Origin of the sequence: Rummeliibacillus pycnus (assembly GCF_002884495.1) — a bacterium.
GTDB lineage: Bacteria > Bacillota > Bacilli > Bacillales_A > Planococcaceae > Rummeliibacillus > Rummeliibacillus pycnus.
Genome location: NZ_KZ614145.1, coordinates 3,752,735 through 3,768,047, shown reverse-complemented (window position 1 = coordinate 3,768,047; position 15,313 = coordinate 3,752,735). Strand labels below are relative to the sequence as shown.

Annotated in this window: 11 protein-coding genes; 6 read left to right on the top strand and 5 right to left on the bottom strand. The window is 31.5% G+C overall.

Annotated elements, in window-relative coordinates:
* Positions 1 to 441: 441 nt before the first annotated feature.
* Entirely contained in the window at positions 442 to 2,172 is a 1,731-nt protein-coding gene (locus CEF14_RS18380) for a hypothetical protein (protein WP_102694162.1), read from the top strand.
* Positions 2,173 to 2,833: 661 nt separating this feature from the next.
* On the opposite strand, the gene CEF14_RS18375 is transcribed toward CEF14_RS18380, so the two are convergent.
* Positions 2,834 to 5,245, bottom strand: a complete 2,412-nt coding sequence (locus CEF14_RS18375) for an HD domain-containing protein (RefSeq protein ID WP_245890290.1) — start codon at positions 5,243 to 5,245, stop codon at positions 2,834 to 2,836.
* Positions 5,246 to 5,895: 650 nt separating this feature from the next.
* On the opposite strand from CEF14_RS18375, the gene CEF14_RS18370 reads away from it, so the two are divergent.
* The 3 genes from CEF14_RS18370 to CEF14_RS18360 are packed head-to-tail and all read left to right on the top strand — an operon-like array spanning position 5,896 to position 7,674.
* Complete coding sequence (locus CEF14_RS18370) at positions 5,896 to 6,696, top strand: DnaD domain protein (RefSeq protein ID WP_245890289.1); 801 nt, start codon at positions 5,896 to 5,898, stop codon at positions 6,694 to 6,696.
* Positions 6,641 to 7,468, top strand: a complete 828-nt coding sequence (locus CEF14_RS18365; protein ID WP_102694159.1) for an ATP-binding protein — start codon at positions 6,641 to 6,643, stop codon at positions 7,466 to 7,468. Before CEF14_RS18370 ends, CEF14_RS18365 begins: the two co-directional genes overlap by 56 nt.
* Positions 7,465 to 7,674 carry a hypothetical protein gene (locus CEF14_RS18360; protein ID WP_102694158.1) on the top strand — a complete coding sequence of 70 codons (210 nt, stop codon included), beginning with the start codon at positions 7,465 to 7,467 and terminating at the stop codon, positions 7,672 to 7,674. The genes CEF14_RS18365 and CEF14_RS18360 overlap by 4 nt, the downstream gene beginning before the upstream one ends.
* Before the next feature lie 334 nt (positions 7,675 to 8,008).
* On the opposite strand, the gene CEF14_RS19420 is transcribed toward CEF14_RS18360, so the two are convergent.
* Entirely contained in the window at positions 8,009 to 8,143 is a 135-nt protein-coding gene (locus tag CEF14_RS19420) for a hypothetical protein (RefSeq protein WP_281256534.1), read from the bottom strand.
* Between the two features lie 264 nt (positions 8,144 to 8,407).
* On the opposite strand from CEF14_RS19420, the gene CEF14_RS18355 reads away from it, so the two are divergent.
* Complete coding sequence (locus CEF14_RS18355) at positions 8,408 to 9,412, top strand: replication-relaxation family protein (protein ID WP_102694157.1); 1,005 nt, start codon at positions 8,408 to 8,410, stop codon at positions 9,410 to 9,412.
* 693 nt (positions 9,413 to 10,105) lie between these two features.
* On the opposite strand, the gene CEF14_RS18350 is transcribed toward CEF14_RS18355, so the two are convergent.
* The gene (locus CEF14_RS18350) at positions 10,106 to 10,339 is read right to left on the bottom strand and encodes a hypothetical protein (protein WP_102694156.1); all 234 of its coding nucleotides are present in this window, start codon (positions 10,337 to 10,339) and stop codon (positions 10,106 to 10,108) included.
* A gap of 274 nt (positions 10,340 to 10,613) precedes the next feature.
* Positions 10,614 to 11,174, bottom strand: coding sequence for a hypothetical protein (locus CEF14_RS18345; protein WP_102694155.1), 561 nt, complete (start codon positions 11,172 to 11,174; stop codon positions 10,614 to 10,616).
* A gap of 384 nt (positions 11,175 to 11,558) precedes the next feature.
* Here CEF14_RS18345 and CEF14_RS18340 point away from each other — a divergent pair, with 384 nt between their 5' ends.
* Positions 11,559 to 12,281 (top strand): M48 family metallopeptidase, encoded by a 723-nt coding sequence (locus CEF14_RS18340; RefSeq protein WP_102694154.1) that lies wholly within the window; start codon positions 11,559 to 11,561, stop codon positions 12,279 to 12,281.
* Positions 12,282 to 12,330: 49 nt separating this feature from the next.
* On the opposite strand, the gene CEF14_RS18335 is transcribed toward CEF14_RS18340, so the two are convergent.
* Entirely contained in the window at positions 12,331 to 15,270 is a 2,940-nt protein-coding gene (locus CEF14_RS18335) for a type I restriction endonuclease subunit R (RefSeq protein WP_102694153.1), read from the bottom strand.
* Between the last annotated feature and the right edge of the window lie 43 nt (positions 15,271 to 15,313).

Sequence of the window (15,313 nt, the reverse complement as noted above, 5' to 3'; positions counted from 1 at the left end):
ACTCTCAACAATCATATCACGTGCAAATTCAACAAAAGCACTAAAAATAGAAAAAGTCAATCTACCAGTTGATGTGTTTTCGCTAATCCCCAATTTATACTATGTACTTTAATTTCTCTACTGAATAAATCATAAATAACATCTAAAATATTCTTTGGATTTTGAACAAAATGTTGCTTTAAGATAAAGTTTGATAACTTACCATAGAAATAAATCAATTTAAATTATTTAAAATTAGTATCTAAATTGTATAAAACTCCAATAATGTTTGATTATAAATACTAAGTAATATGTTCATAATAAAATTGACCACTTTAAGCGGTCACTGTGAATAAAAGGAAGAGATAAATAAAAATCCACCCTTCCTCACAAATTTTATAAAGGGTAGGATTTTTATTATCTAATTTATAAAGGGAAATATGTCAATTAGGGGAAGCTAGAGTGCAAAAAAATGTTTTAGATATTCGAATCGAAGATAATAAAGTGTTCTTTATTTACAATTCTAAAGGTGACTTTTTATGTGAATTTAAAATAAAAAAAGAAATAAATGATTTATCGAGATTAACTGCAGAACTAATTACTTATAACAACGGATATGAAATGATAGCAATTTATAATAATGGAAAAGTAATATCCAAACAATGCGGTATATGTAAAAAAATACTAGATCTTGATGAATTTCATAGTTCCAAGTCAAACTTTGCTAGCACATCACCATCCTGTAAAAGCTGCGTATCACATAAAATGAAAAGAACAATTGAAACCTCACTTACCGTCGAAGTTACTAGAGAATATTTTATTTTTAAAGATCAGTCATTGAATGAATTTATATTTAATAAAAATTTGGATGTTAGTCCATACATGAATCTACGTGCTATTCATAAAATTGACGGAAGAGGATCAGATATTTTCATTTTATATGATGAAGATAAAATTATTGCAAAGCAATGTAATTCTTGTTTTGAGATACTTCCTTTGCTTGCATTTAGTAAACATGATAGGTCTTATGGAAAGTGTCGACCTAAATGTAAAGAATGTGAAAGTAATAGTGTTAGAAAAACACTAATTTTCCCACTTGAAGTAAATTGTAAAAATAATACATTATCAATAAATACCGGTAAAGATTTTCTCCAGATCTCATTACAAAATCATGAATTTGACCTTTCAAACATATCTGCTGAACATATTATTTGCGAGGGAAGAAAAGTTAATATAATACTTATTTATGAAAATAATGAAATCATCCTTAAACAATGCAATTCTTGTAAGGAATTAAAATTTTTATTAAACTTCCACAAAGGAAGCAGTTTCGGTAATAGAAATCCCGTTTGTCGTAAGTGTAGAAACAAGACCAGTATGAGACGTAATATTCCTATTGAGAAAATAGAATTTAATAACCAAGTATTAGAAGGAAAAGAATGCACAAAATGTAAAGTTGTTAAAATCCTTGTTGAATTCAGAAATGGTAAAGGTCCAGGTGAGAAAGTATCAATATGCATGGAATGCGAGCATTTATGGCATAAGGAATATCGAGAAGAGAATAAAGATGTTGTTAGTCAAAGAAAAAAACATTCCTATTACAAGACCCCTGAAAAATATAGAAATAGAGTAAAACAGAACTATACTAATGCCCCTGAAAGTTGGAAAGAAAAATCTCGAAGATATTATTCAGATAATAAAAAGAAGAGAAAGCTTCAAATTAGAGACTGGAATATCAAAAATCAAAATAGGGTTACATCGTATAAATTAAATTATAGCGCCAGGAAAAAATCCCTACCTGACACTTTAACTGAACAAGAATTAGAAGAAATAAAGAAACATTTTTCATATAAATGCGCTCTTTCAAGATCAACTGATATACAATTCGACCATTTTATTTGTTTAGATAGTGGCCACGCGGGGACATTTAAAGGGAATATAATTCCTCTTAGCACAAGTCTCAATGCTAGCAAAAATAATAATAATCCTTTTGAGTGGATTAAGCGATTTCAAGAATATCAAACAGAATTCGAATCGGTAGTTGAATACTTAGCCGAACAGAATAAATTATCCGTTGAGGATTTTAAATCTTTTGTTTATTGGTGTTACAATAATCAGCGCAGTATTAATCAGTTAGCTAAAGATAATAGAAATTCTATTGATATTTGGAAAGACATAAAATATATTGAATAAATATCTAGAATTTATAATATAGAACATTTTTAATGGAGTGGAAAAATATTATTAAGACAGTCGATAATGATTCTACTCTAATCTGCTTCAGAAGTTATCTTAATGAAACTTATGAAGACGCAAGCTTATTTTAAAAATTATTCTTATACAAGATAGTCATATCGTAGAAAAAAATACAAAGAAAAAAACCAAAGGTAGAGATCGACTTCAAAAGGCATATGATCTTCTCAAACATCATTCTTATTCATCATTCTTATATACGACAAGCAGTGGGTGGAAAATCCGCACTTAACGGTAAATATACTAGTATAATTTCGACCGAGAATTTCCTGCAACATAACAAATAATGAAATACAAAAGGGAGATTGTTTAAAAACGATCTCCCTTTTTTTATGTTAATTATAAAATCTCAGTATTTAACAAACCTGCCCTATAACTTATAGCACAATATTTCATAAACACTAACTATCATTACCAAATGTTTTTAATTTTTTTGTTATTCTTCCTCCATTAAATGGCCCTTAAATAAAAATATGGCTAACTTTTTGGGGTCACTTCAATTCAGGGATAGCGCCCGATTGTAAAATAATTTATTAGTTATTTATAATACAGATCACCATAATATGGCTAAATGCGGATTTTCCAATTTTATAAAGGGTATTTATAATTGCTGTGCAAATAGATTTAATTCACTTATTCGTTTTTTTGCCAGTTCATCAATAATATTTGTGAGTTCCGAGTCATTACGCGCTCCTCCGTAGACTTCAACAAAAGAATTAATTTTATCAATACTGTTAAATTGTCTCAACAAATTTTCTAATAATACTTTAATAAAAACATACTTAAATTCATTCCATTTTTCATCTAATATTATTTTGTCTCTAGCAGCGTTTAGATTTAATTGCATTTCACTTTCATTGTCTAAATTCATAATAAATGTTACAGGAAAAGGTAACACTATTTTATCCTTACTATCTATATCATTTCTCCAGAAATTAGACCCTCTAAATATAATATCATCTACTAAAATAGATTTTAAATAAAAACTCCCTTTCGTTGCAATAAATTTAGACCATCCTGAATTTATAGAACCATCTATATCTAAAGATTCAGACTCTTGTTCAATTGAATTATTACTAATCCTTAAGTATTCAAATAATTCATTGTCATTAACATAATTATTATTCACAATTATCTTGGAATAAAATAATTCATCCTTTTCCAATAAAGATATCCTAAAAGTACCTAAGATACCTTTTTCATTTATATCTAAATTATAGTGCTTTATATACTTTGACTTATTTTCTTTATCTTTATTTAATAATTCTGGTTTTTTCACATTAATTAATTCATTATTCACATAAATTTCTATGTCACTTAAAAAGTTTATTTGATTTTCTATGAATCTTTTCAATTTATCCTTCTCTAACGGAAATTTATGTCCTTTTTTTAATTTTAACAGTATTTTAGTTCCAACATCTTTTATATTTGACTTATTAAAATAAAATAATCCAGATAAACTATCAATAGTTAATTCTATCGGTTCAGAAGTCGTATATTTATCAAATATTTTGGTCGTCTGTACTTTAACTTGATTAGAAACCATAAATGTCGATAAAAAACCAATACCAAAGTTTGAAATAGGTCTATAATTACTGTTTAATCTAATTTTTAACTTCAAAAATTCCTCAGATTTATAATAAGACTTACCTAGATTAGAGAAATAATTTAAAATTATATTTTCATCCATCCCTATCCCATTATCTATAATTTCCAAATAATTTTCAGTATCCTCTTCATATAAATTAATCTTAATAATAGGTTTATACCCTTGTTCTCCCCAACCTTCAGAACAAATACTTCTAACTTTGCATGCATCTATTGCATTTTGTATAAGTTCTCTTATTACTACAGAGTTATTTCCATATAAACTAGTACCCATTAATAATTTGATAATTTCTTCTTGATCTAAATTAAAATTCAAATCTTTGTACATATATATTGGATTGCCATCATAATCAACTTTGGCACTCACTTCTGTCGTATCTACTTTATAGGGTAAAGGTAAATTATATATTATTTTTAAATTGTCTCTAATTCTATCTTGCATCCCATTTAATACTATTTTACATTTATACAGTTCTTCTTCTATGTACTTGCAAAACTCTTTAATAGTTTTTTCTATAACAGGATGCTCACATTCAGCTGCAAACATTATTTGTTCTTCACTAATGCTCCATGAATGAATAGAACGATGTTTAGACCATTCTTGAATACTTATAGGGTTTTGAATATCCAGATGGTTATATAGTACATCTGGTGTTCTTTCAGCATCAAAATCTAAAATATCAGCTAATCGTAGTACTATTGATATGAAAACTGAGTTCAAATATTCATTGGGTGTAACTGGAATTGAAGTTTTAATCAATGAGTTATTAATCTCCAATATGTTTTCATTATGGCTTTCACATATTTTGGCTAAGTATCTTCCAAACTTAAAATTATTATATTTTAGTCCTTTCGACCACACCTCATTATTTTCAATTTCTTGTATAATTTCTTTTACTTTAGTAGCATGATTAATTCGGATATACTCTGTCAATCTATAATTTTCAAGCATTTTAGCCAATCCAGAATTGCCTTTACTATAAGCAATATCAATTCGTTGTTTTAAATCTATTTTAGTTTCACAATAAATATTAAAATCCTCTAATAGTAATTTTTCTTCTGTACTTAACTCTTGATCATTATCTATTAATCCCTTATAAATTTTTATTTCTCTTTCTTTTGGAGACATTCCTAAATCATGAAAAAATGCACTTAATATTAATAAACTCAACTCTAAAGCTTGTAAATTATTTAGCGTAGTGTCGGGAATAATTTTTTCCATTAAACTTAATACCCTATATAAATGCGTTTCATCATGTAATGTATATTCATCCATATAACGGACTATAGTTTTAGCTCTTGTTTCTGCATAACTCACACCGCTCTCAACTATTGTTAGTAAAGACCTGATTTCCGGGTCATTTTCAGATAATTCCAGTAACCTTTTATAAATTTTAGAATCCACTATATTCAATTTATATCCCCCTTTTAATACACTATAAAAATAATATTACTATAAAACTAATATTATATTACATTTCATTACAATAAATTGGAAGAATAAAAAGTTGCTCTATATTCTAGTGAAACTTTTTTAGTTAAACCACATTTACTTATGATAAGTTTCAACTTGAATAATGCTATACCAATAAATCTTTACTCAACTATTTGATCGATTGTAGAACATCCCCCTTCTTTTACTTGTGCAGTGAAAAGGACACGTAGCGGACATTCTATTATAAACGACAAAACTACGTACTAATGTTAAATTATGATAAATATTACTATGCTATATTCTTAATATGTAGCAAAAATCGAGCAAATCTATTGAAAAATCCCATGGCTTCTTAGTTTAAAATATAACCCATCAATCTAAAAAAACTTTACTGTTGCTCATTGTTCGAATTAATTTCCAGTTAGAAAAATTTAAATTTTTTAAGATTTTTCTATTGTCAAATCTTCTCTTATGATTTATTATATTAATAACTTAATTACGAACAAACAAGGGAAATCCCCAATGATAAATCTTTACCAGAGGTAGAGGTTTAATTCATTGGGGATTTTTTGTCGTTTTTAAGATTTTAAGGCTATTTAGGAGGGATGACATTGGGCATTATGCGAGTCGCTAAAAATACCAACTACACAGTAATGAATCGCACCGCACTTAACGACACACGACTCTCATGGAAAGCGAAAGGAATTATGGCCTATATGCTTTCTATGCCGGATGATTGGATATTTTATTTTGATGAATTAGTTAAGCATTCAAAAGACGGTAAAGCATCTTTTAGAGCAGGTTTCAATGAATTAAAAGAATGTGGTTATGTAGAACGCAGACCTATCAGGGAAGGTCAGCGCATTAAAGAGTGGGAAACAATTGTTCATGAAGTTCCACATGACAATTCTCTACTTACCGATTTTCAACATGTAGAAAAGCAAAAGGTTGAAAATCAAGAAGTAGGTTTTCAAGAAGAAGAGAATCGAACACTACTAAGTACTGATGGTAACAAAGTATTGAATATACCAAATACTAATAGATTACTAAATACTTACAACCACCAACAGGAATCAACAGCAACAGTTGTTGGTTTTGGCATATTAAATGATAAACATTTTGCTGAACTCTTAAACACACTCGAACAAAACATTGGACCATTTATTCCATTTCAATGTGAAACACTTGGATTCATCTATGATCAATATGGTTATGAATTAACAAACGCAGCAACAAAAGAAATGTTACTTGCAAGAGACATTCACAAGCCATTAGCATACTTAAAACGAATCTTACAAAGTTGGAATAGTAAAGGCATAACCAATCTGCATAATTTGGAACATTATCGCAAAAGAGGTGAACAACATGGAACCAATTATCAACAGCCTGCAAAAGAATATTCTGATGGCGTTAACTTCTAACGAATGCTTAAAACATGGCAAACCTATGCCCATTATGATGATTGATGGAGTAGAAGTTTGTCCTAAATGCGAGCTTGAAAAGGAAGATGTAAAGTTTCGTAAAAAGCTGTCTGAGGAAGCTATTGAGCGCGAACGGAATAAACGAAAAAACACACTGTATTATCGCTCTTTCTTTAGAGATAAATCAATAAAAGATGCAGGTTTTAAAAACTTTAAAATCAAGACTGCAGAAGAAGCCGAAAACTTGCGTTTAGCAAGACAAGCAGTAGCTCATTACAAAACTAAAAAGGTGTTCACTACTTTATTCCAAGGTAATACAGGAGCAGGAAAATCCCACTTAGCAATGGCTATTGTAAGAAACCTAAATGAAACATTGAACGATGTTGAGTGCGTCTTTGTAAACGTAAGAAGCATGATCATGGAAATTAAAGATTCTTGGCGCAACGAGGATAATCCCCATACATCAATGTATTTTGCGGATTTGCTTTCAAGAGTAGATTTTTTGGTACTTGACGACCTAGGTAATGAAAGTGCTGATGATAAGGCAAATAAAACTGTATTAGAAATACTTACAGAAGTTTTAGAGTCTCGCCAGGATAAAGCAACCATCATCACAACGAACTGTACAAGAGAGCAACTAGAGAGGATTTACACAAAAGCGCTTATTTCACGAACGTTAAAAATTACAGCTCTTATCATATTTGAAAAAACGAATGATAAACGGATAAAAAAATATGACTTAGATGCACCAATTGAGGAGGAAATTGAATGAAACCAACATTCATCGGCTTTGGGCCAACAATAGCACATTCACTAATCTTCTGGCATAAGGACGACGATATCGTGTCAAAAACGGTTTGCTATAACGAACAAGACGTATTAGACATGCTTGACAAATACAACACACCAGGAAGCTATTACAACAATTTTGACGGTTATTCCATCAGTCCAATAAAGGTGGTGGAAGAAACGGCATGAACAATTCAGTCACTCTTGCGCTAGTTAAGAACAATTGCATCAAGAATCTACACAAGATATACATCAAGGAATTGAATGAAGCAGTGGGGGGAAAGTCCGGAAGAACAGGTCTTATTTTGGTTAATCCTCTATTAACTAATAGATTATAACAAAGAAATCAATCCTAAATTCCTTAATCATGAGGAAAACTATTGAAGAAACAACAACAGTTGAGGGGGTACCAAGACCCGCACAATTCTTTGTTCCCCTAATGAAACAATCAGTAAACAAAAAGAAATGAACTAATAGTTTCCCCAAACTACTAGTTCACTTTAATAAAAATTGATTAATACTATTATACAAAACAAAAAGGAATTACTGCTAATGTGTCTTTGCTAATCGTTATCGGAACGTCTTCAATTGGATCGGCTGTAACTGCATGAGAAGTAACTTGTAGCAGCCCAGCAATACGAAGTAATTGGCTAACCAATGCGTTAACGGACTAGAAATTTCAAAATTTGAAAGTAAACAACTTAAGGGAACACTTTTTTTCACTTTAAACTACTCAAATAATGTGGTTCTGGTGCAAAAATTAGATCATCAAACCCTATTATTCTGGGAAAGTGAATTACTCACAGGACTACTCTCTATGTAATCCACTTTTTGTATAGCCGACAATAATAGTGAAAAATAAAATCCTAAATGTGTTCTGGTAAGCAAATATCATTCACCCAGAAGGAAAGGAAAAAAACAAATGCAAGATAAAATCATCTTAAAGAAAAATTCAAGGCAACGATTGGAACTTAACAAAGTAGATTTAGAGCTATTAACGTTTTTAGAACATCAACGTTTATTAACCTTGCAACAATTCTACCAAGTTGCTAAACACTTATTTAATATAAAAATGACAGAATACAGTTTTAAAAACCGAGTTCGAAAATTCGAGGACTATCATTTGATACGTGGCGAAAATTATTCTGAAGGTTTTGACGGAGAACGATTTAAATATTTATGTATTGGGAGCAAGGCCGTTGATTTGTTAATAGAAAACGAACTACTCGACAATTCCTACACCAAATCTAAAATCTATAAATTTAACCAAAAAAAAAATATTTTACATTATCTAGCAACACAGCAAGCAGCAATTAATCTATTAATTGGCTTAAATGGTGAATTGATTAGAGATCCAAATACGGATGAAGTTAAGTACCCTATGCTATATAATGTAACTTCTTTCTCCCATTCACCAGCCACTTTTTCATATACCGAATGGATAAGAAATGACAAAAATCTACACCGGCAAAATGCTGGAGCATATCATGCAAGTGTAGCAAAGTATATGATAGGAAATAAATCTAGTACACAGATCCACGGATCCACAATGACGATTGTAAAACCAGATTGGATTATCGAAATAAAAGGAAGTGAGAGTAAGAAAATTATGGATGCAATAATTAACATTGAATTAGATATGGGAACGGAACCTTTCGAAACATTAGCTCAAAAAGTTTTTAAATATGCACTCTTAGCTGAAAAAAATCGGAATAAACTTCACATTATGGATATTGTTATAGCTGACAATAGCTTCTCAAATCGCTCAACATTTAGTGATGGAATTAGAAGAACGAATAATATATTTAAACGATTTAATGCAGACCCTGCGGTTATAAAAAGGGCGCAAGAATCTGGGTTAAAAATTATTGTTCGACCTTTAAAACTTAATGTTGAAGCAGTATATAAAACACTAGGTAAATATTAATCAATACTGTTTACACACAGTCATTCATTTTGAATGACTCACATACATACTAGTTACAGTTATATTTATCAGAATTCATCATTCGTTACCATTAATAGATACCATAGCTAAACACAGTAATATCAATACTTTACTCATCTTAACCTTCATTACTTTTTCTCTTTTTTACTATTCGTTACGATTAATGGTTACCATTATAAAAGTAATACACTTATACGATTCTTATTATCTCCAAAAATAGCCCTATCAAAAGATTGGTATCTAATAATAGATACTATAACAAACATTGACAAAATCTATATTTCATTGACTTTTTTTCTATTCTTCCATCTAGTTTCTATTATTCGTTACTTTTAATCGATACCATATATTATCAAGACAAGTTTGAAGAAATACAGTAATAAATGAACCCTTGTATTTATATATGTGGCCATTTGTTAATTTAAGAAGTGCGCCACCTATAGACTCCCGTCCTCATACTTCTCCGCTATCTCTTTAGTTGATTGTGTACCAGCTAACTTTTCCTTACCGACCACCCATTTTACTTCCGATGAATAACCATTTTTGCTCATGCAAAAACACCTTAGAATATTTGTTCATATTTTCCAATATGCCCTATTCGAAGGTGTTTTATGATTTCTTATTAAATTAGGTTATTTCAGTTGAAATGCTAACAGTAGTCATCTTTTTTATTTAGAATTTTATCATAATTTTCAAATTCCCTCCGGTATTACAAACAAACTGATTATTCTCATCAAAAGAAATTGGCCCTTTTGCTAGAAAAATATATAGTTTTTCTCCTCCATTCATTCCCGCTTCATAACGTTTTTTTGCAATTGCTAATGCTTCATCTAATGACAAAGCATCCACAACATCCTTTAATTCATCTTTCTCTTTTGTTCTAAGAACAACATAATACTGATTCATAACAATCCCTCCAACAAATTTATTATTTATAAAAAAAACACCGCCAAGAATGCAAATGACTATTTTCGCCATACATCCTTACCGATGATTTTTAACCAATTCCTAGACCCAACAGGTCTTCTTATTCTATTTTTGTTTAAGTAAAAGTCTATAAAAATGAGCTTATACTATTATTCTAACTTACACTTTTGCTCTTTTTAACACCTCTCATCGAATTTCTTCCTTGAAAATAACAATTCTACTCCGAATAGTTTTTATCATGTCGTTAAACAAATCATTCATTACTAAGATCATCAAACATTCTTTCTTTTGCATGTTCTGCTAAGTCAAATGTATCTACTTCTTCCATAATGCTTTGAATAAATTGTCCGTTTAACTTTGAATCAAAGTCTTTCAAACTTTCTAATACAAGACATTCACTATCAAGAAAACATTTCACTTCATTGAACAATTCATCATCTGATAGTTCTTTCAATTCTTCTTCATCGAATTCCTTTGAAAGATATTGCTTAATATCATCTTGTTCTAAGAGAAAGTCCTTAAATTCATTTAGTTTTTCATCTGTTAAAAAGTCTTCGACATAACTAAATTCAATAATGATTAGTTCACAGTCAAATGTGGCAATGACATACAGGATATTTACTGGATACCAATAATTCGCTGGATGTGTAAATACGTTTAATTCAAAGTCTTCCGTTAAAACGACACTAATTTTCTCACCGTTAAGCCCAATACTATTCTCACTTACATTGACGCTCTCACTAGCTGCAAAATCAATCAATTCATCTACTTTTTCTTTATTTTCAGTTAAGAATTCCTCAATCTCATTGCTCATAAATAAATACCTCCAGTAATTTTTATAATTTTTTTAGTTAATCAAATCTATAAATATATAAATTTGATAAATGATTATATTCTCCTTTCTGTTAAGAATAGTGCAATCAGCACATTCATTACCTTAAAATAATCATAATAAAGTTTATAGGAGTCTGCAGATTGATTTTGAATTTCCGTATATACAAAACGTTATTTGACGAACTGATACTTCTGTGATATGTAGTGGGACAACTCAATATGTTGGAAATATTCTTGTTGATTATTTGCTCCCACTTTGAAGGTGGGAAAAAATCAAAAAGTAAACCGGATTGCTCAAGGTCTTCATTTCAAATGTAATCATTGATACAATAAACTCACGGAATATTTAAAAGGAGTTGGCAACATGCAAATTCAATTCGGTCAAAGTGTCATTCCTTATACATTGCAGCGAAGTAATAAGCGGAAAACATTGTCTATTCAAGTTAGTGCTAATGGAGTTGAAGTGATTGCTCCTTGTGACACTGCTATTCAATATATTGAATGTAAGTTATTAAAGAAAGCTGCTTGGATTTTGCAAAAGCAATCAAGTTTCGATGAGATGATCGAGTATAGTTCACCTCGTAAGTTTTGGTCCGGAGAGAAACTTCCTTACTTAGGTAGACAGTATCGATTAAAGATAATAACTGCACAAAATGCTATCAATGCACATTTTCAGTATAAACAAGGGAAATTTATAGCTACTTTGCCTAATGATATTAATCCTTCTCAATATCGAGACTTACTCTACCCCTTATACAAACAATGGATTATGGAACGTGGGGATCGTATTGCAAAAGAACGTATCAACAATTTCACCAGTAAATATGGTAAATTTCCTGATAAAATTACCATTAAAGATCAACAGCAACGTTGGGGAAGTTGTACTGCGAATCAGCAAGTGCTATTAAACTGGCATATATTTTTAGCGCCTATGCATGCCATTGATTATGTTATTGCTCATGAACTTGCACATTTAACAATAATGGATCATTCAGATGCGTTTTGGGAAACGTTATCGATGTTATATCCTGAATACCTTGCAAGTAAAGAGTGGCTTCGTATTCATGGCCGTCAATTGTATATTTAATCGAAAGAAAAGGGCGATGACTTAAATAAAGTCATTGCCCTTTATACTATTAATATTGTTTTTCTGCCAAAGATACAAAGTAACCTGTCAGTATTCCTGCTTCTGTTACTGGTAAATCTTGATCAATCAATTTTAACAACAATTGACCATTTAAGTTTTTCTTAAAGTCAATTTTCTTTTTCCAATCCGGAATAGGAGTAACTGTATCCTCGATAAAATGCTGGATGTCTTTTGCGATATCTTGAAGTTGATATTCTGCTTTTGATTCACATACCTCTAGAAGCTTATTGTAATAAGGCTCTTGGTATGCGGACAATCCACTTTGCGTTTTTCCTTCCGCTTTTGCTTTCAATTCTTCACGGATTTCAAGCATGCCATCAATATATTCAAAGATCGTTAGTTGCTCAGTACGAAGCTGTTCAATCAGTGCTTCTACTTTCTCTTTTAACGATTGATAGAACACTTCATCTTCGTCCATTTTGACAGAGATCTCATGTTTAACTGCATGTTCCATTTGTGCTGCTTTCGATTCGGGAAGTTCCTGTTTATCGAGTTCTTCTTTAAATTGATCATCTAAAATAGGAATTGGTTTGCGTACTTCAATTCCTTTAGATGTGATGTAATCGTGAACCATCTTTCGAACCTTTTCACCACATTCAGAAATATCCATGCCATCTATAACCGCGAAACGTGAGCGAGCCAATTGACGAATTAAGCTTAGCCATTTCAAATCGGCTACAAACTTTTGAGCTTTTGGATCTGGTAATATTCGGTCCATGCTTTCGGCAAATCGTTTATAGGCGATATCAAATTTCGCACGTTCATCTTCGGGTGCTAATTTTAAGACTGCTAATTCATCTTGATTCTTTTTCAAACCATCAAAGAAACGCATTGCAGCACGATGTCGTTGTTCTAACCTAGGTAATTCTGAATCTATGGATACCAATGCTCCCTGAACATCATTTTCACTGAAAATATCCAATGCTTGGTCTAAAAATTTCGAAACACCAAAATAATCGACAATCAAGCCATATGATTTATGCTCATCATATTTACGATTTGTACGTGCAATGGCTTGAAGTAAGTTGTGTTCTCTTAATGGTTTATCTAAATACATCACCTGTTCGATTGGTGCATCAAAACCAGTTAACAGCTTATCACAGACAATTAACATCGCTAATTTATCTTGGTCTTTGCCATCACCAAAAGGCTTTTTAAATCGTTTAATATATTCTTTTTCTTCATCTTTAGACGTTTTATATTTCTTCAATAACTCATCTGTATCATTTTGGCCTTCTGAGAAAATGACTGCTGTTTCAAATGCTCCATTTGCAAATTTATCTATTAATTCTTTATATCTTGCTGCTGCCCGACGAGATACTGCTACGACTTGGGCTTTATAGCCATTGACTAAAACCTTTTCTTCAAAATGATTCACAATATCCAGTGCAATATCACGCATCCGGTTAGGGGCAGTCAAGATTAATTCTTTATTTACATACTTTGCTTTAATCCGTTCTTTGGCATCATCATCAAATTCACTAAAGCTTCGTGCAAAGAGTTCATCTAATGTTTCACCTTGCATTTGCAAGTTCGGTAAACGAGATTCATAGAAAATTTGAACGGTTGCACCATCTTCTACAGCCTGGTCGATCGTGTATTTATCAATATAAGAACCGAACTTTCCTGTTGTTGAACGTTTCTCTTTATCTATCGGAGTCCCTGTAAATCCGATGAATGTTGCCTTTGGTAAAGCTGTTCTCATATTCATCGCAAGACCTTTATATTGAGAGCGATGAGATTCATCGGTCATGACAATGATATTCTCCGCTTCAGAAATAATCGGGAATGTCTCATCTTCCCTAGCTTGGAATTTGTGAATTAGTGTCATAACCGTGGTTCCTTGTCCTTTAGACAATTGTAATTTCAAGTCTTTTACTGATGTAGCTTGATTTGGATTTGGAAAACCACATGCTGTAAAGGTTTCTGTAATTTGATTGTCCAAGTCTTCACGGTCAGTGACGATGACAATCATCGGATTTTCAAGCTCTGGCATTCGACGCAGTTTTTTCGCCAGATATACCATGGTTAGTGATTTACCAGAGCCTTGTGTATGCCAAACAACACCACCACGAAGTTTCGGTTTATCGTTGTGAAGAATACGTGAAATTGCTTTTTCAACTGCACGGTATTGTTGATATCGTGCAAATTTTTTCACTTTACCATCATAGACAATATAATTACTTAGCATATCTAGGAGAACTTCTTTGCGTAAAATACCAGCAATTAAAATGTCTTGAGGATTTTTGGAATCGAGTTCATCTAATTTTAATGGATAAGGATCTTTCCATAAGCCATAATGCTGTGCTTTCGCATATAATGTTCCTGCTCTTGCACGGTCTTTACTTGTCGCAATCATCAGCTGATTCGTATAGAATAATTTTTCGTTTGTTTCTACATATCGTTCCATTTGATGGACACATTCCGGAAGCTGCTTCTCTGGTTGAAGCTTTGGACTCTTACATTCAATAATAACTAAAGGAAGGCCATTGATATAAATTAAAATATCTGGGCGAATCGTTCCATTTGGATTTGAAATGGACAGCTGATTGACCACTAAATATTCATTGAACTCACTTGCCGGATTTTCCATATCAAAAAATCGAACCGTTTGCCCTTTTTTCCCTGTTCCTATGTCTTGCTCAACCGTCACACCATCACCGAATAACCAGTTATAGACTTTCTTATTAATTGTCCAAAGACTATCTCCAGTTGGTGCGGCAAACTGGCGCACCAGTTTCTCTGCATTTCCATCACTGATCCAAGGATTCAATCTTTTCAAAGCAGAGCGAAAACGACTTTCGAGAATTATGGATGCCTGCGTAGAACGTTCTGCATCCAGTTGTGAACCTGTTTTATGAATATATCCATAACTCACTAATCTATTGATAAACGGCAACTCCACCGTTTCATACTCATACTGTGACATGTTGCCACCTCATTTCATATATGTATACTCTATATGATACAAA

Excerpts from the sequence above, each read along its gene's own strand:
- CEF14_RS18370 (WP_245890289.1), top strand. The coding sequence starts at position 5,896 with ATGCGAGTCGCTAAAAATACCAACTACACAGTAATGAATCGCACCGCA.
- CEF14_RS18365 (WP_102694159.1), top strand. The coding sequence starts at position 6,641 with ATGGAACCAATTATCAACAGCCTGCAAAAGAATATTCTGATGGCGTTA.
- CEF14_RS18360 (WP_102694158.1), top strand. The coding sequence starts at position 7,465 with ATGAAACCAACATTCATCGGCTTTGGGCCAACAATAGCACATTCACTA.
- CEF14_RS18355 (WP_102694157.1), top strand. The coding sequence starts at position 8,408 with ATGCAAGATAAAATCATCTTAAAGAAAAATTCAAGGCAACGATTGGAA.
- CEF14_RS18350 (WP_102694156.1), bottom strand. The coding sequence starts at position 10,339 with ATGAATCAGTATTATGTTGTTCTTAGAACAAAAGAGAAAGATGAATTA.
- CEF14_RS18345 (WP_102694155.1), bottom strand. The coding sequence starts at position 11,174 with ATGAGCAATGAGATTGAGGAATTCTTAACTGAAAATAAAGAAAAAGTA.
- CEF14_RS18340 (WP_102694154.1), top strand. The coding sequence starts at position 11,559 with ATGCAAATTCAATTCGGTCAAAGTGTCATTCCTTATACATTGCAGCGA.
- CEF14_RS18335 (WP_102694153.1), bottom strand. The coding sequence starts at position 15,270 with ATGTCACAGTATGAGTATGAAACGGTGGAGTTGCCGTTTATCAATAGA.